This window comes from Escherichia sp. GZ89, from assembly GCF_019366485.1.
GTDB classification, from domain to species: Bacteria; Pseudomonadota; Gammaproteobacteria; order Enterobacterales; family Enterobacteriaceae; genus Escherichia; species Escherichia fergusonii.
Genome location: NZ_JAEOHX010000005.1, coordinates 102,945 through 125,900 on the forward strand (window position 1 = coordinate 102,945; position 22,956 = coordinate 125,900).

22 protein-coding genes are annotated in these 22,956 nt (G+C 50.3%); 7 read left to right on the plus strand and 15 right to left on the minus strand.

Translation table 11 applies throughout. The features are described 5' to 3' along the window. Nucleotides 1-12: 12 nt before the first annotated feature. Entirely contained in the window at nt 13-867 is an 855-nt protein-coding gene (gene ampE / locus K0335_RS10510; RefSeq protein ID WP_000171974.1) for a beta-lactamase regulator AmpE, read from the minus strand. Then, nucleotides 864-1,415 (minus strand): 1,6-anhydro-N-acetylmuramyl-L-alanine amidase AmpD, encoded by a 552-nt coding sequence (gene ampD / locus K0335_RS10515; protein ID WP_000923695.1) that lies wholly within the window; start codon nt 1,413-1,415, stop codon nt 864-866. The genes ampE and ampD overlap by 4 nt, the downstream gene beginning before the upstream one ends. Nucleotides 1,416-1,502: 87 nt before the next feature. On the opposite strand from ampD, the gene nadC reads away from it, so the two are divergent. The 4 genes from nadC to hofC all read left to right on the plus strand — a co-directional run bounded on the left by nadC (nt 1,503) and on the right by hofC (nt 5,634). Beyond that, a complete protein-coding gene (gene nadC, locus K0335_RS10520; protein WP_001135144.1) occupies nt 1,503-2,396 on the plus strand; it encodes a carboxylating nicotinate-nucleotide diphosphorylase in 894 nt (297 codons plus the stop codon). Nucleotides 2,397-2,609: 213 nt separating this feature from the next. Next, nucleotides 2,610-3,047: a prepilin peptidase-dependent pilin gene (gene ppdD / locus K0335_RS10525; RefSeq protein WP_104919977.1), complete on the plus strand. Its 438-nt coding sequence runs from the start codon at nt 2,610-2,612 to the stop codon at nt 3,045-3,047. A 9-nt stretch (nt 3,048-3,056) separates the two neighbouring features. Continuing rightward, nucleotides 3,057-4,442, plus strand: coding sequence for a type II secretion system protein GspE (gene gspE, locus K0335_RS10530; protein WP_001057870.1), 1,386 nt, complete (start codon nt 3,057-3,059; stop codon nt 4,440-4,442). Next, the gene (gene hofC, locus K0335_RS10535) at nt 4,432-5,634 is read left to right on the plus strand and encodes a protein transport protein HofC (protein WP_000201911.1); all 1,203 of its coding nucleotides are present in this window, start codon (nt 4,432-4,434) and stop codon (nt 5,632-5,634) included. Before gspE ends, hofC begins: the two co-directional genes overlap by 11 nt. Nucleotides 5,635-5,668: 34 nt before the next feature. Here the strand turns inward: hofC and guaC are convergent, their stop codons facing one another. After that, entirely contained in the window at nt 5,669-6,712 is a 1,044-nt protein-coding gene (guaC, locus tag K0335_RS10540) for a GMP reductase (protein WP_001217353.1), read from the minus strand. A 225-nt stretch (nt 6,713-6,937) separates the two neighbouring features. Here guaC and coaE point away from each other — a divergent pair, with 225 nt between their 5' ends. Genes coaE through yacG form a run of 3 tightly spaced genes read left to right on the plus strand, consistent with a single transcriptional unit; the run spans nt 6,938 to nt 8,505 of the window. Then, nucleotides 6,938-7,558 carry a dephospho-CoA kinase gene (gene coaE / locus K0335_RS10545; RefSeq protein WP_104919976.1) on the plus strand — a complete coding sequence of 207 codons (621 nt, stop codon included), beginning with the start codon at nt 6,938-6,940 and terminating at the stop codon, nt 7,556-7,558. Continuing rightward, the gene (gene zapD, locus K0335_RS10550; RefSeq protein ID WP_000557448.1) at nt 7,558-8,301 is read left to right on the plus strand and encodes a cell division protein ZapD; all 744 of its coding nucleotides are present in this window, start codon (nt 7,558-7,560) and stop codon (nt 8,299-8,301) included. The genes coaE and zapD overlap by 1 nt, the downstream gene beginning before the upstream one ends. 9 nt (nt 8,302-8,310) lie before the next feature. Next, nucleotides 8,311-8,505 (plus strand): DNA gyrase inhibitor YacG, encoded by a 195-nt coding sequence (gene yacG / locus K0335_RS10555; RefSeq protein ID WP_000005041.1) that lies wholly within the window; start codon nt 8,311-8,313, stop codon nt 8,503-8,505. A 95-nt stretch (nt 8,506-8,600) separates the two neighbouring features. On the opposite strand, the gene mutT is transcribed toward yacG, so the two are convergent. The 12 genes from mutT to murD form a co-directional block, all read right to left on the minus strand. Next, nucleotides 8,601-8,999, minus strand: coding sequence for an 8-oxo-dGTP diphosphatase MutT (gene mutT, locus K0335_RS10560; RefSeq protein WP_104919975.1), 399 nt, complete (start codon nt 8,997-8,999; stop codon nt 8,601-8,603). Nucleotides 9,000-9,061: 62 nt separating this feature from the next. Further along, nucleotides 9,062-11,767 (minus strand): preprotein translocase subunit SecA, encoded by a 2,706-nt coding sequence (gene secA, locus K0335_RS10565; protein WP_000905746.1) that lies wholly within the window; start codon nt 11,765-11,767, stop codon nt 9,062-9,064. A 61-nt stretch (nt 11,768-11,828) separates the two neighbouring features. Then, complete coding sequence (secM, locus tag K0335_RS10570; protein ID WP_104919974.1) at nt 11,829-12,335, minus strand: secA translation cis-regulator SecM; 507 nt, start codon at nt 12,333-12,335, stop codon at nt 11,829-11,831. Nucleotides 12,336-12,566: 231 nt separating this feature from the next. Next, on the minus strand, nt 12,567-13,484 hold the full coding sequence (gene lpxC, locus K0335_RS10575; RefSeq protein WP_000595473.1) for a UDP-3-O-acyl-N-acetylglucosamine deacetylase: 918 nt from the start codon (nt 13,482-13,484) through the stop codon (nt 12,567-12,569). Between the two features lie 100 nt (nt 13,485-13,584). Then, nucleotides 13,585-14,736, minus strand: coding sequence for a cell division protein FtsZ (ftsZ, locus tag K0335_RS10580; RefSeq protein WP_104919973.1), 1,152 nt, complete (start codon nt 14,734-14,736; stop codon nt 13,585-13,587). A 61-nt stretch (nt 14,737-14,797) separates the two neighbouring features. After that, complete coding sequence (gene ftsA, locus K0335_RS10585; RefSeq protein ID WP_000588466.1) at nt 14,798-16,060, minus strand: cell division protein FtsA; 1,263 nt, start codon at nt 16,058-16,060, stop codon at nt 14,798-14,800. Beyond that, nucleotides 16,057-16,887 carry a cell division protein FtsQ gene (gene ftsQ, locus K0335_RS10590; protein ID WP_000075730.1) on the minus strand — a complete coding sequence of 277 codons (831 nt, stop codon included), beginning with the start codon at nt 16,885-16,887 and terminating at the stop codon, nt 16,057-16,059. Before ftsQ ends, ftsA begins: the two co-directional genes overlap by 4 nt. A gap of 1 nt (nt 16,888) precedes the next feature. Continuing rightward, nucleotides 16,889-17,809 carry a D-alanine--D-alanine ligase gene (locus tag K0335_RS10595; RefSeq protein ID WP_000130078.1) on the minus strand — a complete coding sequence of 307 codons (921 nt, stop codon included), beginning with the start codon at nt 17,807-17,809 and terminating at the stop codon, nt 16,889-16,891. After that, nucleotides 17,802-19,277: a UDP-N-acetylmuramate--L-alanine ligase gene (gene murC / locus K0335_RS10600; protein ID WP_001096084.1), complete on the minus strand. Its 1,476-nt coding sequence runs from the start codon at nt 19,275-19,277 to the stop codon at nt 17,802-17,804. The genes K0335_RS10595 and murC overlap by 8 nt, the downstream gene beginning before the upstream one ends. A 53-nt stretch (nt 19,278-19,330) precedes the next feature. Next, entirely contained in the window at nt 19,331-20,398 is a 1,068-nt protein-coding gene (gene murG / locus K0335_RS10605; RefSeq protein WP_104919972.1) for an undecaprenyldiphospho-muramoylpentapeptide beta-N-acetylglucosaminyltransferase, read from the minus strand. Then, the gene (ftsW, locus tag K0335_RS10610; protein ID WP_002431685.1) at nt 20,395-21,639 is read right to left on the minus strand and encodes a cell division protein FtsW; all 1,245 of its coding nucleotides are present in this window, start codon (nt 21,637-21,639) and stop codon (nt 20,395-20,397) included. Before ftsW ends, murG begins: the two co-directional genes overlap by 4 nt. Then, nucleotides 21,639-22,955: a UDP-N-acetylmuramoyl-L-alanine--D-glutamate ligase gene (gene murD / locus K0335_RS10615; protein ID WP_000796452.1), complete on the minus strand. Its 1,317-nt coding sequence runs from the start codon at nt 22,953-22,955 to the stop codon at nt 21,639-21,641. Before murD ends, ftsW begins: the two co-directional genes overlap by 1 nt. Nucleotide 22,956 lies beyond the last annotated feature (1 nt).

Genomic DNA, 22,956 nt, shown 5'->3' on the forward strand with positions numbered 1-22,956 from the left:
AGGGCATTTAACTCAGACCAGCGCACCGTAAATCGTTAAAACGGCAATCACCACAACCACCACAACAGACGTTTTCTTCGCCATAGCAACCGCTGCTTTTGGCTTTTCGACTTTATCGAGATGTGGATCGCGCGCCAGTGAGAACTGGGCCAGCCGGGTAAGTACATGATATTGGGAGCTATGTAGATCAGTTAATGAGGCAAACCAGGCTGGGAGCGCTTTTTCACCATGTCCGGTTAAAGCATAAACAACCCCCGCAAGGCGAACTGGCAACCAATCCAGAACATGTAAAATGGCATCTACTCCTGACTGCTGACGCTGCTGCGGTGTTTGATAACGAGCCAGCCAGGATTGCCAGGCACGTAAAAATGCATAACCAACAAGTGTCACAGGCCCCCAGGAACCGCCCACCACCAACCAGAATAATGGAGCCAGATAATAGCGGAAGTTAATCCATAGCAGCGCATTTTGCAGTTCACGCAAATACTCACGTTCATCACAATCGGGTGGCACGCCATGAATCAACGTTAACTCATTAGCCATTGTTTTACGTGCATGGGCATCATCCTGGGATGCCGCTTTCAGGTAAGCGTGATAATGCACTCTGGCACGACCTGCACCAATACACAGCAAGGAGATCAGGATCCAGACCAACAGTGTGGGAACATTGAACAGAAGTCCTTGTAAACCACGCAGTAGCAAGAAGGTGATAGCCATTGTAATGAGCATCATCCCTAAAGTGCGCCCAGCGGAAAAATGTTTAACTCGCCGGAATAAAGCCTCAAGACGGTGATCAAATTGCCAGTGCTCGCCCAACTTAAACAGGCGCTCAAAAATTAGCACCAGTAAGGTTGTAAACAACGTCATATTGCCTCCTTATTCACCAGAGCGCGAAACCGTGCCCAGTCAAATGCCTGACCGGGGTCGGTTTTACGTTCTGGAGCAATATCGCAATGCCCTGTCATATTGTTAGCAATCAACGGATAAAGCGTGATCAGTGCCCGTGTCACTGCCGCCAGTTGTAAGTACTGAGCATCGGTATAAGCAAGCGTATCGGTACCTTCCAGCTCAATACCTATCGAAAAATCATTGCAACGTTCACGCCCCTGGTAATTTGACACACCTGCATGCCAGGCGCGCTTATCAAAAGGAACATACTGGACAATTTCGCCGTCGCGACGAATTAAGCAATGCGCTGATACACGCAAATGAGCAATTTCAGCAAAGAAAGGATGGGCATCAGGATCAATAGTTCCGGTGAATAATGCGTCTATCCACGGACCACCAAATTCCCCTGGCGGCAAACTGATATTGTGCACCACCAAAAGTGACGGGGCCTCGTCATCCGGGCGGCAATCGTAATGCGGAGAAGGAACTCGACGTGCCTCTGCTAACCACCCATTTTCTAACAACATTCAGGATCTCCTTATATGTGGTGCTGATACCCGCTTCAGAGTAGCATGTTTCTATCTTATGATTCGTTAGCTAACTGGAGTTTTATCATGCCGCCTCGCCGCTACAACCCTGACTTCCGACGTGACGAGTTGCTGGAACGCATAAATCTCGATATTCCCAATGCTGTAGCACAGGCACTACGGGAAGATTTAGGCGGAAAAGTAGATGCCAACAATGATATTACGGCACAGCTTTTACCGGAAAATTCTCGCTCTCATGCCACTGTTATCACCCGCGAAAATGGTGTTTTTTGCGGTAAACGCTGGGTTGAAGAGGTATTTATTCAACTGGCGGGCGACGATGTCACCATTACCTGGCATGTGGATGATGGCGATACCATAAAAGAAAATCAGCCGCTTTTCGAACTGGAAGGCCCGTCTCGAGTGCTGCTAACGGGTGAACGTACCGCACTGAATTTTGTACAAACACTTTCTGGTGTAGCGAGTAAAGTTCGCCAGTATGTTGATCTTCTCGCGGGCACCAATACCCAACTGCTGGATACACGTAAAACCCTGCCAGGTCTGCGCTCCGCATTAAAATATGCCGTACTTTGTGGTGGAGGGGCGAATCATCGACTGGGACTTTCCGATGCCTTTCTGATCAAAGAAAACCATATTATTGCCTCCGGTTCAGTGCGACAGGCTGTGGAAAAAGCATTTTGGTTACACCCCGATGTGCCGGTAGAAGTGGAAGTCGAAAACCTGGAAGAACTGGATGAAGCTTTAAAAGCAGGTGCAGATATCATCATGCTGGATAACTTTGAAACAGAGCAGATGCGCGAAGCCGTAAAACGTACAAATGGTAAGGCGCAGCTGGAGGTCTCTGGTAACGTCACGGAAAAAACACTGCGTGAATTTGCGCAGACTGGGGTAGATTTTATCTCGGTAGGTGCATTGACCAAACATGTCAGAGCACTCGATCTCTCCATGCGTTTTCGCTAACCCTTTCCTGAAGATGCCTTAACGGGCGGGATAACATTGTCCTGCCCGTCATAAATTTCTCTCCCTGTTTTTCGAGCCGCCTCGCATCTCGCCTGTGCCTTTATGCAATCCGATTAAAAACCTCTGGAGCGGCTTTCCCGTTTTGATTTTTCATCCTCGCCAGCCTGAATTGTGTTTGTCAAAGTAGCGCCAACGTAATCATGGAGTGAAAAAATGGACAAACAACGCGGTTTTACTCTTATCGAGCTGATGGTGGTCATCGGTATTATTGCCATCCTGAGTGCCATTGGCATTCCTGCTTATCAAAACTACCTTCGCAAAGCAGCACTGACCGATATGCTGCAAACTTTTGTTCCTTACCGAACCGCAGTCGAGTTGTGCGCACTTGAACATGGCGGAGTCACCACCTGCGATGCGGGCAGCAATGGTATTCCTTCTGCTACCACCACACGCTATGTCTCGGGTATGAGTATCGCGCAAGGCGTAGTGACGCTTACCGGCCAGGAAAGTCTCAACGGCCTAAACGTTGTTATGACGCCAAACTGGAGTAACGGTAACGGCATCACTGGCTGGACACGTAACTGCAATATCCAAAGCGATAGCACCTTACAACAGGCGTGTGAAGATGTTTTCCGTTTTAACGGCAATTAAGGAGCGGCTATGAATAACGCACAACTTACTGCGCTCTGCCAACGTTACCAGGGCATCTTGTTAGATAGTGATCAAGAAGTGATTAACGTTGCCGTTGTGGATGCCCCTTCCCATGAGTTGCTGGACGCTCTGCATTTTGCAACACAAAAACGGATCAACATTGTCTGTTGGACACGCCAACAAATGGAAAGCCACCAGCATCAACCGCAGCAAACACTTCCTGCCGTTGTTTCGCCTGGTCATCTGACGGCGGCAGAGCTACTCAATCAAACATTGCATTCGGCACTGGCTAAACGAGCTTCTGACATTCATGTCGAACCAGCGGAAAGTTGTTACCGTATTCGACTACGTATAGATGGCGTTCTTCACGCGCTTCCTGATGTCGCAAAAGAGACGGGAACCGCATTGACAGCAAGACTGAAAGTTCTGGGTAATCTCGATATCGCGGAACACCGCCTGCCGCAAGATGGCCAATTTACTGTTGATTTGGCGGGGAATGCTGTCTCTTTTCGAATTGCTACTCTGCCTTGTCGTGGCGGTGAAAAAGTGGTGTTACGCCTTCTGCATCAGGTCGAACAAGCACTGGATATTCACCAACTGGGGATGCAACAAAACCAGCTGGAGCCCTTTATTCAGGCACTGCAACAACCACAGGGGCTGATACTGGTGACCGGCCCAACGGGTAGCGGTAAAACTGTCACGTTGTATAGCGCACTGCAAACGCGAAATACGCCACAAAGCAATCTCTGTAGCGTGGAAGATCCTGTTGAGATCCCCATTGACGGATTAAATCAGACACAAATTCACCCACGCGCCGGGCTAACCTTTCAGGGAGTATTACGGGCACTTCTTCGCCAGGATCCTGATGTCATCATGGTGGGCGAAATTCGTGATGGTGAAACAGCAGAAATAGCCATTAAAGCTGCGCAAACCGGGCATCTGGTGCTTTCAACACTGCATACCAACTCCACCAGTGAAACTTTGGTGCGGTTGCAACAAATGGGCGTAGCCCACTGGATGTTGTCTTCAGCACTGACACTGGTTGTGGCCCAACGCCTGGTCAGAAAACTTTGTCCGCATTGCCGTCATATTCATGGCGAGTCAATCACACTTCCTGAGAATTTATGGTCAACACCACTTCCTCGTTGGCAGGCTCTGGGTTGCAAACACTGCAATCAGGGATTCTACGGTCGAGTTGCGCTGTTTGAAGTTCTTCCCATCACACCATCGTTACGCCAGTTGATCGCTAACGGTAGTGGTGTGGCAGAACTGGAAACACACGCACAACAGGAAGGTATCCAGCCGCTTTTTGCTAATGGCTGCCAGGCTGTTGAGCAAGGGTTAACCACGTTTGAAGAGCTCATTCGCGTGTTGGGAATACCTCATGGCCACTAAGCAACTCTGGTGCTGGCAAGGGATTGACAGCGATGGCCACGCACAAGAAGGCGTATTGTGGGCACAAAACCGTGCCGGACTGCTACTTAATTTGCAGCAGTTGCGGATCACGCCCCTAAGCATGAGAAAGATAAACGTGCAGAAGGCCCACTGGAGTTCACGAAGAAGCGCAGAAGTTATCCATCAGTTAGCAACGCTGCTAAAAGCTGGACTAACACTTTCTGAAGGGTTAGCGCTACTTGCCGGGCAGCATCCCAGTAAACAATGGCAGGCACTGTTACAGACACTGGCCCATGAACTGGAGCAAGGCAATGCGCTTTCCCGTGCATTAACGCAATGGTCAGAGGTATTTCCCCCACTTTACCAGGCGATGATCCGTACAGGTGAATTAACCGGAAAGCTGGATGAATGTTGTTTTGAACTGGCCCGCCAGCAAAAAGCACAGCATTTACTGGCAGAGAAAGTGAAAAAAGCATTGCGCTATCCGCTGATCATTTTAACGCTGGCTATTGTTGTGGTTGTAGCAATGCTGCATTTTGTGTTGCCTGAATTTGCCGCTATTTATAAAACCTTCAACACGCCCTTGCCTGCACTGACACAAGGTGTCATGGCTACAGCTGATTTTATCAGTCAGTGGGGAGGGTTAATAATGGCCTTAATCGTCCTGCTGGCTATCGCAAATCGGTTAATCAGTCGCAACACAGAGTGGCTTATTATTCGCCAGCGTTTGCTGCTTCGCTGTCCTGTCGTTGGTGCGCTGATACGCGGGCAAAAGCTCACACAGATTTTTACTATTCTCGCGTTAACACAAAGTGTTGGGATCTCGTTTTTGCAGGGGTTGGAGAGTGTCAGAGAAACCATCAGTTGCCCATACTGGTCACAACGGTTAAGGCAAATGCAGCAGGAAATCAGCACGGGGCATCCCATCTGGCTGGCATTAAAAAACGCCGAAGAGTTCAGTCCACTATGTATGCAACTGGTGAGAACAGGTGAAGCGTCTGGTTCGCTGGACTCCATGTTGCACAATCTTGCTCAGCACCACAGCGAAAATACATTCAGTCTTGCAGACAGCCTGGCTGCTCTTCTGGAGCCAGCATTACTGGTGGTGACAGGGATCATTATCGGAACGTTGGTAGTGGCAATGTATTTACCAATATTCCATCTTGGAGATGCAATGAGTGGAATGGGATAACGCTGGCGTGAGTTTGCACGCCAGCGTTGCGTGGTTACAGGCTATTGAAAATACGGTTTTCTTGTTCCTGAACGCGAATAAACGTTGTGCGTTTGGTCAACTCTTTCAAACGAGAAGCACCAACATAAGTGCAAGCGGAACGCAGACCACCGAGAATATCGCGAGCGGTATTTTCTACCGGCCCACGCAGCGGCAACTTAACCGTTTTACCTTCTGCCGCGCGATACTCCGCAACGCCGCCAACGTGGCGTTTCATGGCAGACTCGGAGCTCATACCGTAGAACAGCATAAATTTCTCGCCGTTCTCTTCGACAATACGTCCGCCACTTTCTTCGTGACCCGCCAGCATACCGCCCAGCATCACGAAATCGGCGCCGCCGCCAAAGGCTTTAGCGACATCGCCCGGCGTGGTGCAACCGCCATCGCTGACAATCATACCGCCCAAACCGTGTGCCGCATCGGCACATTCGATTACCGCAGAAAGTTGCGGATAACCGACCCCCGTTTTCACGCGAGTTGTACAAACAGAGCCTGGACCAATGCCGACTTTAACGATATCAGCGCCAGACAGGATCAGCTCTTCGCACATTTCGCCAGTTACCACATTGCCTGCACAAATGGTTTTGGTCGGCCATGCTTCACGCGCTTTCGCCACAAACTGGACGAAATGTTCGGAGTAGCCATTCGCTACATCAATACAAACGAAGTTTAATGCCGGATTAAGCGCCAAAATTTGTTTGGTTTTTTCGAAATCAGCGTCAGAAGTTCCGGTGGAAACCATGACATGTTTCAGCACGTCGACAGAAGAGCTGTTCACAAACGCCTGCCATTCTTCAACAGAATAATGTTTATGAACAGCAGTCAAAATGTCGAAAGAGGCCAGTGCAGATGCCATGGAAAATGTTCCAACGGTATCCATGTTTGCGGCAATAATAGGTACACCTGACCAGCTTTGGCCTGAGTGTTTAAAGGTGAATTGGCGTTCCAGTTCAACATCGGAGCGACTTTTGAGAGTGGAGCGTTTAGGGCGGATGAGAACGTCTTTGAAACCTAATTTCAGATCTTCTTCGATACGCATGTGCGGATTCCTGGGGTTAATGGCAGTAAGGGTTAAAGCACAACTCCAGTGACGCTATCATACGCACTAATCAGTACCGTGCAAGACTGCGAAATTCTCTTTTTTTACGCTACAATCCCATAAATTTACCTGACGAATGGTAAGTACCATCCGCTTTAACGGCCATTTCCACCGTTTATTTTTTAACAAACTGATTAATATGTTTAATTCCAGGAATATACATATATGAGGTATACGGTAGCCTTAACGGGCGGTATTGGTAGTGGTAAAAGCACTGTTGCAAATGCGTTTGCCCGTCTCGGTATAAATATCATTGACGCTGATATTATTGCACGTCAGGTAGTTGAACCTGGAAAACCCGCGCTTAAGGAAATCGAAGAACATTTTGGTCGTGAAATTATTGCTGAAGATGGGTCATTGAAACGGCGGGTTTTACGAGAACGAATATTTTCTCACCCGGAGGAGAAAGCCTGGCTAAATGCCCTGCTTCATCCTTTGATTCAGCAGGAAACCCAGTGTCAGATTCAACGTGCAACTTCCCCTTACGTGTTATGGGTTGTGCCATTGCTGGTGGAAAACGCATTATATAAAAAAGCGAATCGTGTCCTCGTTATCGATGTCACGCCAGAAACACAGCTCAAACGAACTATGCGGCGTGATGATGTTACGCGCGAGCATGTTGAACAAATTCTTGCTGCCCAGGCCACGCGTGACGCGCGCCTTGCCGTGGCAGACGACGTTATTGATAATAACGGCACAGCGGATGCGATTGCATCGGATGTCGCCCACCTGCACGCGAAGTATTTACAACTCGCGGCGCAGTTTGTCTCACAGGAAAAACCATAATGCACACCCAGGTTCTTTTTGAACATCCTCTTAATGAAAAAATGCGCACATGGTTGCGTATTGAATTTCTGATTCAACAACTCTCCGTCAATCTGCCTGTTGCCGATCATGCTGGCGCTTTGCATTTCTTCCGCAATGTTGCCGACCTGCTGGATGTGTTTGAACGTGGTGAAGTGCGTACTGAACTCCTCAAAGAACTGGAACGCCAACAACGGAAACTTCAGGCGTGGATTGAAGTTCCGGGCGTTGACCAGGACCGTATTGAAGCGCTACGAACAGAGTTAAAAAACGCAGGAAGTATTTTGATTTCTGCACCGCGTATCGGGCAATTTTTACGTGAAGATCGCCTGATTGCTCTGGTTCGTCAGCGTCTGAGTATCCCTGGCGGCTGCTGTAGTTTTGATTTACCGACACTGCATATTTGGCTGCATATGCCACAGGCAATGCGTGATGCACAAATCGAAACATGGCTCGCCAGCCTCAGCCCGCTTAACCATGCGCTCACATTGGTTCTGGATTTAATTCGTAATTCTGTTCCATTCCGCAAACAAACCAGCCTGAATGGTTTTTATCAGGATAATGGCGAAGATGCCGATCTGCTGCGTCTGCAATTGCCACTGGATTCACAGCTCTATCCGCAAATTTCCGGTCATAAGAGCCGTTTTGCGATTCGATTCATGCCGCTGGACAGTGAAAATGGTCTGGTGCCAGAACGCCTGGACTTTGAACTGGCCTGCTGCTAAGGGGTAAAAATGTCAGAAACGATTACCGTTAATTGTCCAACCTGCGGGAAAACTGTTGTCTGGGGAGAAATAAGCCCCTTTCGTCCATTTTGCTCTAAACGTTGTCAGCTAATTGACCTGGGAGAATGGGCCGCAGAGGAAAAACGCATTCCCAGCAGTGGCGATCTGTCCGAAAGCGATGACTGGAGCGAAGAACCAAAATAACCGGACGTTATGTTTGTAACATTGTCGGATACCAGGCCTGACGCGCCAGCGTCGCATCAGGCATCTGGTGTAAATGTAGAATACGGCGTAACGTCTTATCCGACCTGTAAACGCTTGAGCTTTGCAATTACTGGTTCATTAGCCGGAGGAAAATCTTCCGCATTCAGATTGTCAAGTGCAATCCATTGACCCGGTTGCCCTTCTTTACCCCATGGCTCACCTTTCCAGCCTTCAACCAACCAAAACCAAAGCGTGATATGTCTGTCAGGGAACTGATACTCAAGTTTTTCAAACAGTGAGAATCGTTCTGGGGTGATACCAACCTCTTCCTGCAGCTCGCGAATTACTGCCTGATCGGGTGTTTCTCCCGCCTCAATTTTGCCACCAGGAAACTCAAGTTTATTCGCCATATGCGCATCTGCTGCACGCTGCGTTATAAAGATTTCATGCTTTTGGTTACGGATTATCCCTACCGCAATTTGCAGTTTTTTCATGCTTTAAACCTGTAAAAAAGGCGCAGAATCCTGCGCCTTTTACCTTATGTGTGAATATTTAATTACTGCAGGCGGCCATGGCACTGCTTGTATTTTTTACCAGAACCACACGGGCAAGGATCATTACGACCCACTTTACGATCCCCCGTTTGGGCAGCAAGTGCCGCAGCTGCAGCAGTGTCGTCATCCTGATGGCTCAGCTGCTGCATTTGTGCTAAACGCTCGGCTTCCATACGACGCTGCTGCTCCAGCTCTTCAACTTCTTCCGGCATACGTACCTGAACTTTACTCAGCGTACTGACCACTTCATATTTCAGTGATTCCAGCATTGCAGCAAACATTGAGAAAGACTCACGCTTGTATTCCTGCTTCGGATCTTTTTGTGCGTAACCACGCAGGTGGATACCCTGACGCAGATAATCCATTGCTGCCAGGTGCTCTTTCCAAAGGGAGTCGAGTGTTTGCAGCATCACGCCTTTTTCAAAGTGGCGCATCATCTCAGCACCAACAATCTCTTCTTTACGCTTATAAACTTCGATGGCGTGAGTCAGAATACGTTCGCGCAGCGTCTCTTCATGCAACTCCGGCTCTTTATCCAGCCATTCTGCAATCGGCATATCCAAATCGAAGTCGTTTTTCAGGCGTTCTTGCAAACCTGGAATATCCCACATTTCTTCCAGAGATTGTGGCGGAATATAAGCGTCGATTGTGACTTTAAAGACATCTTCACGGATGCTATTGATGGTTTCGCTTACATCGCTGACATCCAGCAGTTCGTTACGCTGTGCATAAATTGCGCGACGCTGATCGTTAGCCACATCATCATATTCCAGCAACTGCTTACGAATATCGAAGTTACGGCTTTCAACTTTACGTTGGGCGTTAGCAATCGCTTTGGTCACCCACGGGTGTTCAATGGCTTCGCCTGGTTTCATACCCAGTTTGCGCATCATGCCGGAAACGCGATCAGAGGCAAAAATACGCATCAGTGCATCTTCCATCGACAGGTAGAAACGCGAAGAACCCGCATCCCCCTGACGACCGGAACGACCACGTAACTGGTTATCAATACGACGTGATTCGTGACGTTCTGTACCAATGATGTGTAAACCGCCCGCCGCCAGAACCTGGTCGTGGCGAACCTGCCATGCAGCTTTAATTTCTTCAATTTGCTCTGGTGTTGGGTTTTCCAGAGCAGCAACTTCTGCCTGCCAGCTACCACCCAGCACGATATCCGTACCGCGGCCTGCCATGTTAGTTGCAATGGTCACCGCACCAGGATAACCCGCCTGGGCGACGATAGCAGCTTCGTTAGCGTGGAATTTGGCGTTCAGAACGTTATGTTTGATACCCGCTTTGGTCAGCTCGTTAGACACCAACTCCGATTTTTCGATGGAGATAGTACCTACCAGTACCGGCTGGTTTCTCGCTGTACACTCTTTGATATCTTCGATAATTGCCTGAATTTTCTCGGCTTCCGACATATACACCAGATCCGGCATATCCTTGCGGATCATCGGACGGTTGGTCGGTACAACCACGGTATCCAGTCGATAGATAGAACGGAATTCGAATGCCTCGGTATCCGCTGTACCGGTCATACCTGCCAGTTTTTCATACAAGCGGAAGTAGTTCTGGAAGGTGATCGAAGCCAGCGTCTGGTTTTCGTTCTGGATTTCCACCCCTTCTTTCGCTTCCACTGCCTGATGCAAACCATCAGACCAACGACGCCCTTGCATGGTACGGCCAGTATGCTCATCAACGATGATAACTTCACCGTCTTTTACGATGTAATCAACATCACGGGTAAACAAGGCATGTGCACGCAGTGCCGCTGTTACGTGGTGCATCAGCATAATGTTAGCCGGGGAGTACAACGACTCACCTTCATCCATAATGCCTTCTTTCACCAGTAATTCTTCGATCAACACCAGACCTCTTTCGGTCAGGTTTACCTGGCGCGATTTTTCATCAACCGAGAAGTGGCCTTCGCCCTGGAACGTATCCGAATCTTCCTTCTCCTGACGAATCAGGTGCGGGATGATTTTGTTCACTTTCTTGTACATTTCCGAACTGTCTTCTGCCGGGCCGGAAATGATCAGTGGGGTACGTGCTTCATCAATGAGAATGGAGTCAACTTCGTCCACCAGCGCATAATGCAGTTTACGCTGTACGCGCTCTTCCGGACTAAATGCCATATTGTCACGCAGATAGTCGAAGCCGAATTCGTTGTTTGTACCGTAGGTAATGTCGGCTGCATACGCCGCACGTTTCGCTGGTGCAGGCATACCTGGCAGGTTGATCCCCACGGTCATGCCAAGGAACTCAAACAACGGACGGTTATTTTCGGCGTCACGCTGGGCCAGATAGTCGTTGACGGTAACTACGTGAACACCTTTACCACTCAACGCATTAAGATAGGCAGGCAGTGTTGCGGTCAGTGTTTTACCTTCACCAGTACGCATTTCTGCGATACAGCGATCGTTTAGAACCATACCGCCGAGCAGCTGCACATCGAAGTGACGCATACCAAATACACGTTTACTGGCTTCACGTACCACAGCGAAAGCTTCCGGGATCAGACTTTCAACTGTTTCACCTTTTTCCAGACGGGCGCGGAATTCCGCAGTTTTCGCTTTCAGCTCGTCATCGGAGAGTTTTTCCATCTCCGGTTCCATCGCATTGATGACATTGACTGCTTTACGCATACGACGCAACGTACGATCGTTACGGCTACCGAATACTTTTGTTAATAATTTGATAAGCATAATAAAATCTCAAACGCCCCGCTCAGCGGAGTCAATACAAGGAATTAATGGTTTTATATTTTTAGCTAAGGCGTTGAGGGCCGGCGCGGATACCCTGCGCCTGGCTAATCCAGACGGATGTGCTAAATGCAGCCAGAGGAGAGAAATGGGCATAGTCCACGCAGTGCACAATGGTGGCAGGTGTACCTTCTTGCGTCAGCATCGCACTGAGCGTATTCAGCAGAGCAAGGTGCTGAGCCTGCAGCGGGGACGACTCTTCTGCAACAGGCAAGACTTGCGGTGCCATGGCAAAAGAGAGATGACGAATAACGGTACGAATTGCGTGCTGATGCCAGTAATCAACGGAATAATTTGGCCGACGAGTGTTAGCCTCAAGCAAAGCTAGCTGGCTAAAGTTAACCTTCGCAGAAGGTTCATGATTACTGGAGGTGGCTTTCGCAGGTGCGTTAGGCTCGGCAGCATTGCTGAGCGCAGGCAACCCTAAACTCGCCGCGACCATCCCTAACAAGAGATGCGGCCAGAAGTAGCGTCTACCTAACTGTCGCCAGCGCGTCAGTATTCCACTCACGTCATTGCCATCCTGATCATATGCACACTTTTTACAAACAAATCTTATCATTAAAGCCCGTATTCCACAGCAGTAATGACGAGTACTCAGGGGTAAAAGTGATTAATAAAGCAGCGTTCGCACAACACTGTTTTGCTGCGATAGATAAAATACAAAAAAAAACGACTGGCTTACCTGGCCGGAGAGAGTGCCAGGTTAACCAGTCGAATTTTATACGACAAAAACTTGTCGTTATGCCAGTACAGTCGAAGGCGCTTTAAACGCCAGCGGCAGTTCTGCGTCGTCCTGGAAGGTCACATATTCCCAAGCTTCCTGTTTTGCCAGGACTGCCTGCAACAATTTGTTATTCAGTGCATGACCGGATTTATAAGCGGTAAATGCACCAATAATGTTGTGACCGCACATGAACAAATCACCGATCGCGTCGAGCATTTTGTGACGTACAAACTCGTCTTCAAAACGCAGACCGTCTTCGTTCAGCACGCGATAATCGTCAACAACGATGGCACAATCGAAGCTGCCGCCCAGGCACAAGCCTCGAGACTGCAGATATTCGATATCACGCATGAAACCGAAGGTACGCGCCCGGCTAATCTGGCGCATAAATGCATCAGCAGAGAAGTTCATCGCGTAGCGCTGAGTGCTGGAATCGATCGCCGGGTGGTTAAAGTCGATGGTGAAATCCAACGTAAAACCATTGTACGGTCTGAATTCAGCCCACTTGTCGCCATCTTCAACACGAACAGTCTCTTTGATACGTACAAATTTTTTCGCGCTGTTCAGTTCCTCAATGCCTGCATCAAGCAGCAGGTAGACAAACGGGGCAGCACTGCCGTCCATGATCGGGATTTCCGGAGCATCAACCTCAATAACGATGTTATCGATGCCTAAACCCGCCAGAGCAGCGTTAAGGTGCTCTACGGTCGAAATCCGTACATCATGCTCGTTGACCAGACACGTGCAGAGCATGGTATCACGCACAGATTTGGCATCGGCCGGGAAATCTACCGGTGGATTCAAGTCGGTGCGACGATAGATGACCCCGGTGTTGGCCGGCGCAGGGCGTAACGTCAGGGTGACTTTCTTGCCGGTATGTAAACCGACACCCGTCGCCTGAACGATACGTTTAAGTGTCCTTTGTTTGATCATCGTATTATCTCGCCAAATTACCTATCCAACCGAAGTGTACTATACATTTGGCGGGCCAGTTTAGCACAAAGAGCCTCGAAACCCAAATTCCAGCTAATTCTTAATCAGCTTGCTTACGCAGGAATGCTGGGATATCCAGATAATCCGGCTCTTTTGCGCTTTGTGGCGTATTGTCATTTACCACTTTCGCTACCGGTTTCTGCTCTTGTGTTAACGGCGCCATACCGTGCTGCTGATAGCGATCCATTACCGGCTGCTGTACCTGTTTACTGGTCACCAGAGTAATTTCTGGACGCTTGTCCATACCGATACCCGTTGCAACTACGGTTACGCGCAGTTCATCGTTCATATCCGGGTCAAGAGAAGTACCGATAACCACGGTGGCGTTATCCGACGCAAATGCACGGATGGTATTACCCACAGTTTCGAACTCATCCAGACGCAGGTCGAAGCCCGCTGTAATGTTAACCAGTACACCGCGTGCACCAGACAGGTCGATATCTTCCAACAGCGGAGAAGAAATAGCCATTTCAGCCGCTTCTTCCGCACGGTCTTCACCGCTCGCCACGCCAGATCCCATCATTGCGTAGCCCATTTCAGACATTACGGTGCGTACGTCTGCAAAGTCCACGTTCATCAGGCCCGGACGAGTAATCAGTTCAGCGATACCCTGAACAGCGCCTTTGAGTACATCGTTCGCTGCGCCAAACGCATCCAGCAGGGAGATACCACGGCCCAGAACTTTCAGTAGTTTGTCGTTCGGGATGGTGATCAGCGAGTCCACATGCTTGGACAGCTCAGTGATCCCCTGCTCCGCAAATGCCATACGCTTCTTGCCTTCGAAGTTGAACGGCTTAGTGACGACAGCAACGGTCAGGATTCCTAAATCTTTTGCAACTTCAGCCACTACGGGTGCAGCACCAGTCCCCGTACCACCACCCATACCGGCGGCGATAAAGACCATGTCTGCCCCTTCAAGTGCTGCTCGCAATGCTTCGCGATCTTCGTCAGCTGCATTGCGACCGACTTCCGGGTTTGCCCCCGCACCCAGACCTTTGGTAATACCACTACCGATCTGAATAGTCTGGCCAACCGCTGTTTTACGCAACGCCTGAGCGTCGGTATTCACCGCGAAGAATTCAACACCCTCAATGCGCTCGCGCACCATGTGTTCAACGGCATTGCCACCGCCGCCACCGACGCCGATGACCTTAATCACCGCGTCGTTGGTAAGTTCCATAGGTTCAAACATAGTTTCTCTCCGTTTTGTGCCTGTCGCCTGAGGCCGTAATAATTGCCGACCTCTTAAAAAATTAAAACTCTTTGCGCAACCAGCTATTCAGTCGTTTGATCCACGACCCAACTGATGCTGTAACCCGTTTTTCCACTTCAGCCTCACCACTAAGATGAGTCTCTTTTCCGTAGTGAAGCAACCCAACCGCCGTCGAGTAATACGGCTCCTGAGCATAATCTGTTAACCCGGTGATATTCAGCGGTGCGCCAATACGCACCTGAGTATGAAACACACGCTGGGCACAGGCCGCCAGGCCTTCAATTTGCGCAGCGCCACCGGTTAATACAATCCCCGCCGCGAGGTGATGTTTCACGCCTTGCTGACGAAGTTGTTCCTGTAACTGCAATATCTCTTCGTTGACCAGATTTAGCAACTCGGTATAACGCGGCTCAATCACTTCTGCCAGAGTCTGCCGTTGCAGGCTGCGTGGTGGACGCCCCCCCACACTTGGCACTTCAACGCTCTCATCTTTGCCTACCAGCGACCCCAACGCACAACCATGTCGTACCTTAATCGCTTCGGCATCACTTGGTGGTGTACCGAAGGCATAAGCGATGTCGCTGGTCACCACATTCCCGGCGTAAGGAATAACTTTGGTATGGCGCAAGGCACCGCCAGTATAAACGGCGATATCCATTGTACCACCACCGATATCCACTACGCAGACCCCCAGTTCACGTTCATCTTCCGTCAATACGGAATAACTGGCTGCGAGTCCGGCAAATATCAGTTGGTCAACTTTCAGGCCACAACGTTCAACAGCTTTAACAATGTTTTTTGCCATATCGTTGTGACAGGTGATCAAATGCACTTTAGCCTGCATCCGTACACCGGAAAGCCCTACAGGATTCTTGATGCCCTCCTGGTAGTCAATGGCGTATTCCTGCGGGATAACATGCAGAACACGATGTTCGTCGCGGACACGTACCGACTTCGCGGTATGTACAACGTTCTCAACGTCTTCCTGCGTCACTTCTTCTTCGGAAATCGGTACCATACCGATTTCATTCTGGCAGCTGATATGCTTACCAGAAAGCGCCAGATACACCGAGGAGATCTGGCAATCTGCCATTAATTCTGCCTGGTCAATAGCGCGTTGTACGCACTTAACCACGGATTCGAGGTCGTTCACCCCGCCTTTATCCATACCACGTGACGGGCAGCTGCCCACGCCAATGATATTGACCATACCGTCGGGCAGAACTTCCCCTACTAAAGCGGCAACCTTCGCGGTACCAATCTCCAGTCCTACTACCAGTTTTCTGTCCGTCGCCTTGATCATTGTTGTTCTGCCTGTGCCTGATTTTGTTGCTGATTAGATTCCTCTGGCGGTAAAGGCGCCCAGCCTACTGCCGCACCAGAGTCATAACGCAAATCAACGTAGCTAATCCGTTTGCCATCGGTTTGCGCCTGCTGCTGTAAAACTGGATAAAGTTCTACAAAGCGAGCCAAACGTTTCATCGTATCGCCCCTGCCAAGATTGAGCTTAATATCGTTATTCAGCGTCAACTGCCAGGAGCGGCGAGCGGTCATTGCCGCTTCCTTCAGAGTAAACCTGTTTTTTGCCAGCACCTGGCCCATCTCCCGGTAGCCCTGCAAGACTTCATTTGCGCTACCTTCCGGGCCGTATAACATGGGCAAAACCTGCTTGCTGGTGCGATCGGTTGGTACACTGAAGGTATTTCCTTCGGCATCTACCATATGCTGATCATTCCAACGCGCAATCGGCACATATTCAACCAGATGAATCTTCAATTCATCGGGCCACTGCTTTCTGACGCTCACCTGCTTAATCCATGGCAAACGTTGTTCAATCTGACTCTGGATAATGTTGACATCCTGAGTCATAAAGGTGCCCGGTTCACCCAGCGCCAGAATCGACTGTCGGATATCATCGTTACGCGTGTAATGACGCTCACCCGTTAACACCAGTTTGGACAATGGTAAACGCTGCGCATCTTCCATCCATCCCAGCACAACCCAGCCGCTGACTAACACGGTACATAGTACGGTCAGCAGGAAAAGTATCCCCGCCAGACGAGTGCCATTATTGCGGTGAGAAGAGATTTCTTCCTCACTGTTTCGTGTGTTCAGCGCAGCCTGCGACATATCAGTCCGCCAATTCCAGAATTCGTACTACCAACTGCGAAAAACTCATTCCTGCCTGACGCGCAGCCATTGGCACCAGACTATGGCTGGTCATCCCCGGCGAGGTATTCGCTTCCAGCAGATAAAACTGCCCATCATCATCCAACATGACGTCAATGCGTCCCCATCCTTTGCAGCCTAAAGTTGTCCATGCTTTTTGCACTAACGACTTTAAAATCGACTCTTGTTCTGCTTCCAGACCAGATGGACAGAAATATTGTGTCTCATCAGAGAGATATTTCGCCTCATAATCATAGAAGGTTCCAGCAGGTTGGATACGAATCGATGGTAAAATTTCTTCTCCGAGTATCGCAACCGTGAACTCCGGCCCACTTAGCCATTTTTCAACCAGAACTTCGTCATCATGCTGAAATGCCAATTTTAATGCATTTTCAACAGAATTTTCTGCTACTACTTTCGACATTCCAACGCTTGAGCCTTCGCGGCTTGGTTTCACTATTAATGGTAAACCTAACGCAGAAATTTGTTTAACCACTTCATCACTAAGCCCTTTTTCAAACTCAGTACGCGTGATTGCTACCCATGGAGCAACGGGCAGCCCTGCCCCTTGCCATAATAATTTGCTACGCAGCTTGTCCATTGAAATAGCTGAAGCCATCACACCACTACCGGTATAAGGTAAGCCCAGAAGCTCAAGCATACCTTGTAGGGTACCGTCCTCACCGCCACGGCCATGCAGGGCAATAAACACCTTTTGAAATCCCATGGATTTCAGCTGTGCCACATCGACGTCTTTCGGGTCGACAGGATATGCATCTACACCGCCTTCACGCAGACCCGCCAACACAGCCGCACCTGAATTCAGTGAAACTTCCCGCTCTGCGGAAGTGCCACCCAGCAGAACAGCAATTTTATCAGTCATGCTGTCCATCCTCAGAAGTTTGCGGCTTGAGTTTGATTTCTGCTAAATAACGCGCAATCTTGCCGATATTCCCGGCCCCTTGTACGAGGATGAGATCGTTACCGGTAAGGACCGGCGCCAGCATCTCTGCAACTTTAGCGGGATCAGACACCAGTATTGGATCGATTTTACCGCGACCGCGAATTGTGCGGCAAAGCGAACGGCTATCTGCGCCTGGAATCGGGGATTCGCCTGCCGGATAGACTTCCAGCATCAGCAGGGTATCAACCTGCGTCAGAACATTGGCGAAGTCATCATACAGATCGCGGGTACGGGTAAAACGATGCGGCTGGAACAACATCACCAGATTTTTCTCCGGCCAGCCTGCACGTGCTGCTTTAATCGTCGCGTCCACTTCGGTCGGGTGGTGACCGTAATCATCGACCAGCATTGCCGTACCGCTTTTACCATTCACTGGATTCAACGGGAACTCACCGAGGAAATCGAAGCGACGGCCGGTTCCCTGGAAGCTCTCCAGCGCACGCAGAATAACGTCATCTTCAATCCCCTCTTCCGTGGCAACTGCAACCGCAGCTGCGGCATTCAGCGCGTTATGACGGCCAGGCGCATTGAGTGTTACACGCAAAGGTTCTTTGTCCTGACGCAGTAACGTAAAGTGCCCCTGCGGACCAATCTGCTGGTAATCTTCCACACGCACGTCAGCATCTTCACTGAAACCGTAAGTGGTAATTTGACGGCCCACACGTGGTAACAATTCGCGGATCACCGGATCGTCAACACACATTACTGCACGACCGTAAAACGGTAAGTTGTGCAGAAAATTAATAAAGGTTTGTTTTAAATTCTCGAAGTCGCCCTGATAAGTATCCATATGGTCGGCTTCGATATTGGTGACAATCGCCACCATCGGTTGCAGATGGAGGAAAGACGCGTCACTCTCATCCGCTTCAGCAATCAGGTAACGGCCATGACCTAAACGTGCATGAACACCTGCTGCCTTCACCAGACCACCGTTAACAAATGTCGGATCAAGGCCCGCTTCTGCATAAATGCTGGACACCATTGCGGTGGTGGTGGTTTTACCATGTGTCCCGGCAATGGCGATACCGTGACGAAAACGCATTAATTCGGCCAGCATTTCAGCACGACGGATCACCGGAATACGCGCTTCATGGGCAGCAACAATTTCCGGGTTATCGGCAGAAATAGCACTGGAGACGACCACCACGCTGGCATCACGCACATTTTCCGGGCGATGGTTAAAGTAAATCGTCGCGCCCAGGTTTGTTAACTGCTGAGTGACCGGGTTTGGCGCTAAATCTGAACCACTGATCTGATAACCTTCATTGGCCAGAACTTCGGCAATACCGCCCATACCGGCACCACCGATGCCGACAAAGTGAATGTGCCGAACGCGACGCATTTCGGGCACGATGTAACGCAGTTTTGCCAATTGTTGTGTATTCATTCTTTACGCCATTAACTTCTGAAATCCATGCGATGCAAAAGGCATCACTACAATTAAGACCGGGCAGCCCGGCTCACTTCGTTTGCAACCCGCTCAGTGGCATCAGGTACTGATGCCGCACGGGCGCGTTCTGCCATAGTTAATAAAGTTTCACGTGACCAGCCAGCAAGCGTGCTGGCAACGGCATCCACGGTAAACTGTGGCTGCTCAAAAATTTTCGCTGCTCCCGCTTTCTCCAGCGGTAACGCATTCCAGTACTGTTGCCTGTCTTTATGCTGAAATGGCACAAAAATCGCGGGCAATCCGGCGGCAGCTATTTCACTGACTGTCAACGCGCCAGAGCGACACACAACCACATCTGCCCAGGCATAGGCAGCCGCCATATCATCAATAAACTCTGTCACTTTATGCTGCGGTTGCCCCGCATCCGCATAAGCCTGCTCAACGATTTGTTGCGCACCTTTACCGCTCTGATGCCAGATGGTTACTGTATCGCCAAGTTTTGCTGCGACCAGCGGCATTGTCTGGTTTAATATCCGCGCTCCCTGGGAACCACCTACCACCAGTACGCGAATCGGACCTTCACGTCCAGCCAAACGCTGCTGCGGCAACGGTAGTGCCAGCACATCTGTGCGCACCGGGTTACCAACAACTTCCGCATTGGGGAAAGCCCCCGGAAATGCCTGCATCACTTTAGTGGCAATCTTCGCCAGCCATTTATTGGTTAAGCCCGCGATACCGTTTTGTTCGTGAAGCACAACCGGGATGCCAAGCGACCACGCCGCCAGACCGCCAGGCCCGGAAACATATCCGCCCATACCTAATACAACATCAGGTTTGAACGCTTTCATAATCGCCCGCGCCTGACGCCAGGCGTTAAAAATACGCAGAGGCGCAGCTAACAGCGCTTTTATACCTTTGCCACGCAGACCAGTGATACGAATGAAATCAATTTCAATGCCATGTTTTGGCACTAAGTCCGCTTCCATACGATCGGCAGTACCCAACCAGCGCACTTCCCACCCCTGGGCTATTAAATGGTGCGCAACCGCCAGTCCTGGGAACACATGACCACCAGTACCACCAGCCATCACCATTAACCGCTTCCCTTGACCGCTCATCGTGAACCTCGTGCAAACGCCTGGGCTTTTTCCAGACGTGTTTCATAATCAATGCGCAACAACAGCATGATCGCTGTCGACATAATCAATAAACTCGAACCTCCGTAACTGATGAGAGGCAATGTCAGGCCTTTGGTCGGTAACATCCCCGCGGCTGCGCCAACGTTCACCAGTGCCTGGAAGCTGAACCAGATACCGATAGAACAGGCCAAAAAGCCTGAAAAACGGTGATCAATTTCCAGCGCTTTACGACCGATAGACATCGCGCGAAAAGCGACGAAGAATACCATTAAAAGTGCCAGTACCACACCGACATACCCCAGTTCTTCACCGATAATGGCGAAAATAAAGTCAGTATGCGCCTCCGGCAGATACTCCAGTTTCTGCACCGAATTACCCAGCCCTTGTCCCCATAATTCGCCACGACCAAACGCCATCAGCGATTGTGTCAGTTGGTAACCGCTGCCAAACGGATCATCCCAGGGATTCCAGAATGAAGTTACACGGCGAATACGGTACGGTTCAGCGAGGATCAGCAGAATAACAGCCGAGATTCCCATGCCGATAATGGCGATAAACTGCCACAGCTTCGCCCCCGCCAAAAACAGCATCGCCAGCGTCGTCACAAACAGCACCACCACCGTACCGAGGTCAGGTTGTGCCAGCAGCAAGATCGCCAACACCAGAATCACGCCCATCGGTTTCAGGAAGCCACGCAGGTTATTACGTACTTCGTCGCCTTTACGCACCAGATAGTTGGCGATGTAGCAAAACAGCGATAACTTAGTCAGCTCCGCTGGCTGAATACGCAGCAAACCAAGATCGATCCAACGCGATGCCCCTTTTACCGAGCTACCTACCACCAGTACGATCATCAGCAAAATGATCGAACCTAACAGCATCGTAGTGCTATAGCGCTGCCAGAACTCCATCGGCAGGCGCAGTGTAATAATCGCCAGAATGAACGCCAGGATCAGGTAGACGCCATCACGCTTAGCGAAGAAAAAGGGATCGTTAGTCAAGCGTTGCCCGATCGGCATTGATGCCGACGTCACCATGATAAAACCGATCGCCGCAAGGCCGAAGGTCAGCCACAGCAGAGTACGATCGTACATGATCAGGCTGTCGGTATCTTTTTCCCGCGAGCCCATCACCCAGCCTTTTACTGCCGTAAAGAGCCATGCAAGGATACTGAATCCCGGCAGACGTGGCATTTTCAGGCGAGGGAGAGATAAACGCATCAACCTAACTCCTTCGCCAGACGGGCAAATTCATTGCCTCGTTGTTCAAAGTTCTTGAACTGATCAAGGCTGGCACAGGCCGGGGAGAGCAGAACCATATCTCCTGGTTGAACACGCGGAGCCAGCAAGCGCATCGCCTGTTCCATGGTTTCAGTTTGTTCTGCCACTTCCGGGCGTAGCGCCGCCAGCTGCGCACCGTCACGACCAAAACAATACAGACGCACGTTATCACCATTCAGGTAATGCGCCAGTGGGCTGAAGTCCGCCGATTTACCATCGCCGCCCAGCAACAAATGCAGCGTGCCGTCTACGTGCAAGCCATTCAGCGCTGCTTCCGTACTGCCGACGTTAGTGGCTTTCGAATCGTTAATCCAGCGCACACCGTTATGTTCCAGCACCACTTCAAAGCGATGCGGTAGACCAGTGAACGTAGTTAACGCTTTCAGGCTACTGGCACGTGGTAATCCAGCTGCGTCTGCCAGCGCCAGTGCCGCCAGCGCATTGGTGTAGTTATGCTGACCGGAAAGTTTCATCTCTTTCACGTTCAACACTTTCTCGCCTTTCACCCGCAGCCAGGTTTCACCCTGCTGATGATTCAGGTGATAGTCGCCCATATTGATACCAAAGCTAACGCAACGTTCATCCGCACCACGAATCGGCATTGTTAAGGCATCGTCAGCATTAACCACGCAAACTTTCGCATTTTCATAAATGCGCAGTTTTGCCGCACGATACTGCTGTAAACCAAATGGATAGCGATCCATATGATCTTCTGTCACGTTCAGAATGGTCGCTGCCACCGCCTGTAAACTGGAGGTAGTTTCCAGCTGGAAGCTCGACAGCTCGAGCACGTACAGTTCGCACTCAGCATCCAACAGCATCAACGCGGGCAGGCCAATGTTGCCACCCACGCCAACGTTAACGCCCGCCGCTTTCGCCATTTCACCCACTAGTGTGGTGACAGTGCTTTTGCCATTAGAACCGGTGATCGCCACAATCGGTGCTTGTGCTTCGCGGCAGAATAGCTCGATATCGCCAACGATTTCGATTCCGGCATCGGCGGCAGCGCTTAAGGAAGGATGCGCCAATGCAATGCCGGGACTGGCGACGATCAGATCAGCCGCCATCAGCCATTCGTCGTTAAGACCGCCCGTGTGGCGTTCTACGGCTTCGGGTAATTTATCCAGGCCAGGCGGTGTCATCCGCGTATCCATGACGCGCGGCGTCACACCGCGAGCGAGGAAAAAGTCCACGCAAGAAAGCCCGGTAAGGCCCAGGCCGATAATGACGACATTTTTACCCTGGTAATCAGCCATG

Coding starts and splice junctions, on each gene's coding strand:
- ampD (WP_000923695.1), bottom strand. CDS start 1,415: ATGTTGTTAGAAAATGGGTGGTTAGCAGAGGCACGTCGAGTTCCTTCT.
- murC (WP_001096084.1), bottom strand. CDS start 19,277: ATGAATACACAACAATTGGCAAAACTGCGTTACATCGTGCCCGAAATG.
- ppdD (WP_104919977.1), top strand. CDS start 2,610: ATGGACAAACAACGCGGTTTTACTCTTATCGAGCTGATGGTGGTCATC.
- zapD (WP_000557448.1), top strand. CDS start 7,558: ATGCACACCCAGGTTCTTTTTGAACATCCTCTTAATGAAAAAATGCGC.
- nadC (WP_001135144.1), top strand. CDS start 1,503: ATGCCGCCTCGCCGCTACAACCCTGACTTCCGACGTGACGAGTTGCTG.
- secA (WP_000905746.1), bottom strand. CDS start 11,767: ATGCTTATCAAATTATTAACAAAAGTATTCGGTAGCCGTAACGATCGT.
- lpxC (WP_000595473.1), bottom strand. CDS start 13,484: ATGATCAAACAAAGGACACTTAAACGTATCGTTCAGGCGACGGGTGTC.
- coaE (WP_104919976.1), top strand. CDS start 6,938: ATGAGGTATACGGTAGCCTTAACGGGCGGTATTGGTAGTGGTAAAAGC.
- murD (WP_000796452.1), bottom strand. CDS start 22,955: ATGGCTGATTACCAGGGTAAAAATGTCGTCATTATCGGCCTGGGCCTT.
- ftsZ (WP_104919973.1), bottom strand. CDS start 14,736: ATGTTTGAACCTATGGAACTTACCAACGACGCGGTGATTAAGGTCATC.
- ftsW (WP_002431685.1), bottom strand. CDS start 21,639: ATGCGTTTATCTCTCCCTCGCCTGAAAATGCCACGTCTGCCGGGATTC.
- K0335_RS10595 (WP_000130078.1), bottom strand. CDS start 17,809: ATGACTGATAAAATTGCTGTTCTGCTGGGTGGCACTTCCGCAGAGCGG.
- ampE (WP_000171974.1), bottom strand. CDS start 867: ATGACGTTGTTTACAACCTTACTGGTGCTAATTTTTGAGCGCCTGTTT.
- guaC (WP_001217353.1), bottom strand. CDS start 6,712: ATGCGTATCGAAGAAGATCTGAAATTAGGTTTCAAAGACGTTCTCATC.
- murG (WP_104919972.1), bottom strand. CDS start 20,398: ATGAGCGGTCAAGGGAAGCGGTTAATGGTGATGGCTGGTGGTACTGGT.
- gspE (WP_001057870.1), top strand. CDS start 3,057: ATGAATAACGCACAACTTACTGCGCTCTGCCAACGTTACCAGGGCATC.
- yacG (WP_000005041.1), top strand. CDS start 8,311: ATGTCAGAAACGATTACCGTTAATTGTCCAACCTGCGGGAAAACTGTT.
- ftsA (WP_000588466.1), bottom strand. CDS start 16,060: ATGATCAAGGCGACGGACAGAAAACTGGTAGTAGGACTGGAGATTGGT.
- hofC (WP_000201911.1), top strand. CDS start 4,432: ATGGCCACTAAGCAACTCTGGTGCTGGCAAGGGATTGACAGCGATGGC.
- mutT (WP_104919975.1), bottom strand. CDS start 8,999: ATGAAAAAACTGCAAATTGCGGTAGGGATAATCCGTAACCAAAAGCAT.
- ftsQ (WP_000075730.1), bottom strand. CDS start 16,887: ATGTCGCAGGCTGCGCTGAACACACGAAACAGTGAGGAAGAAATCTCT.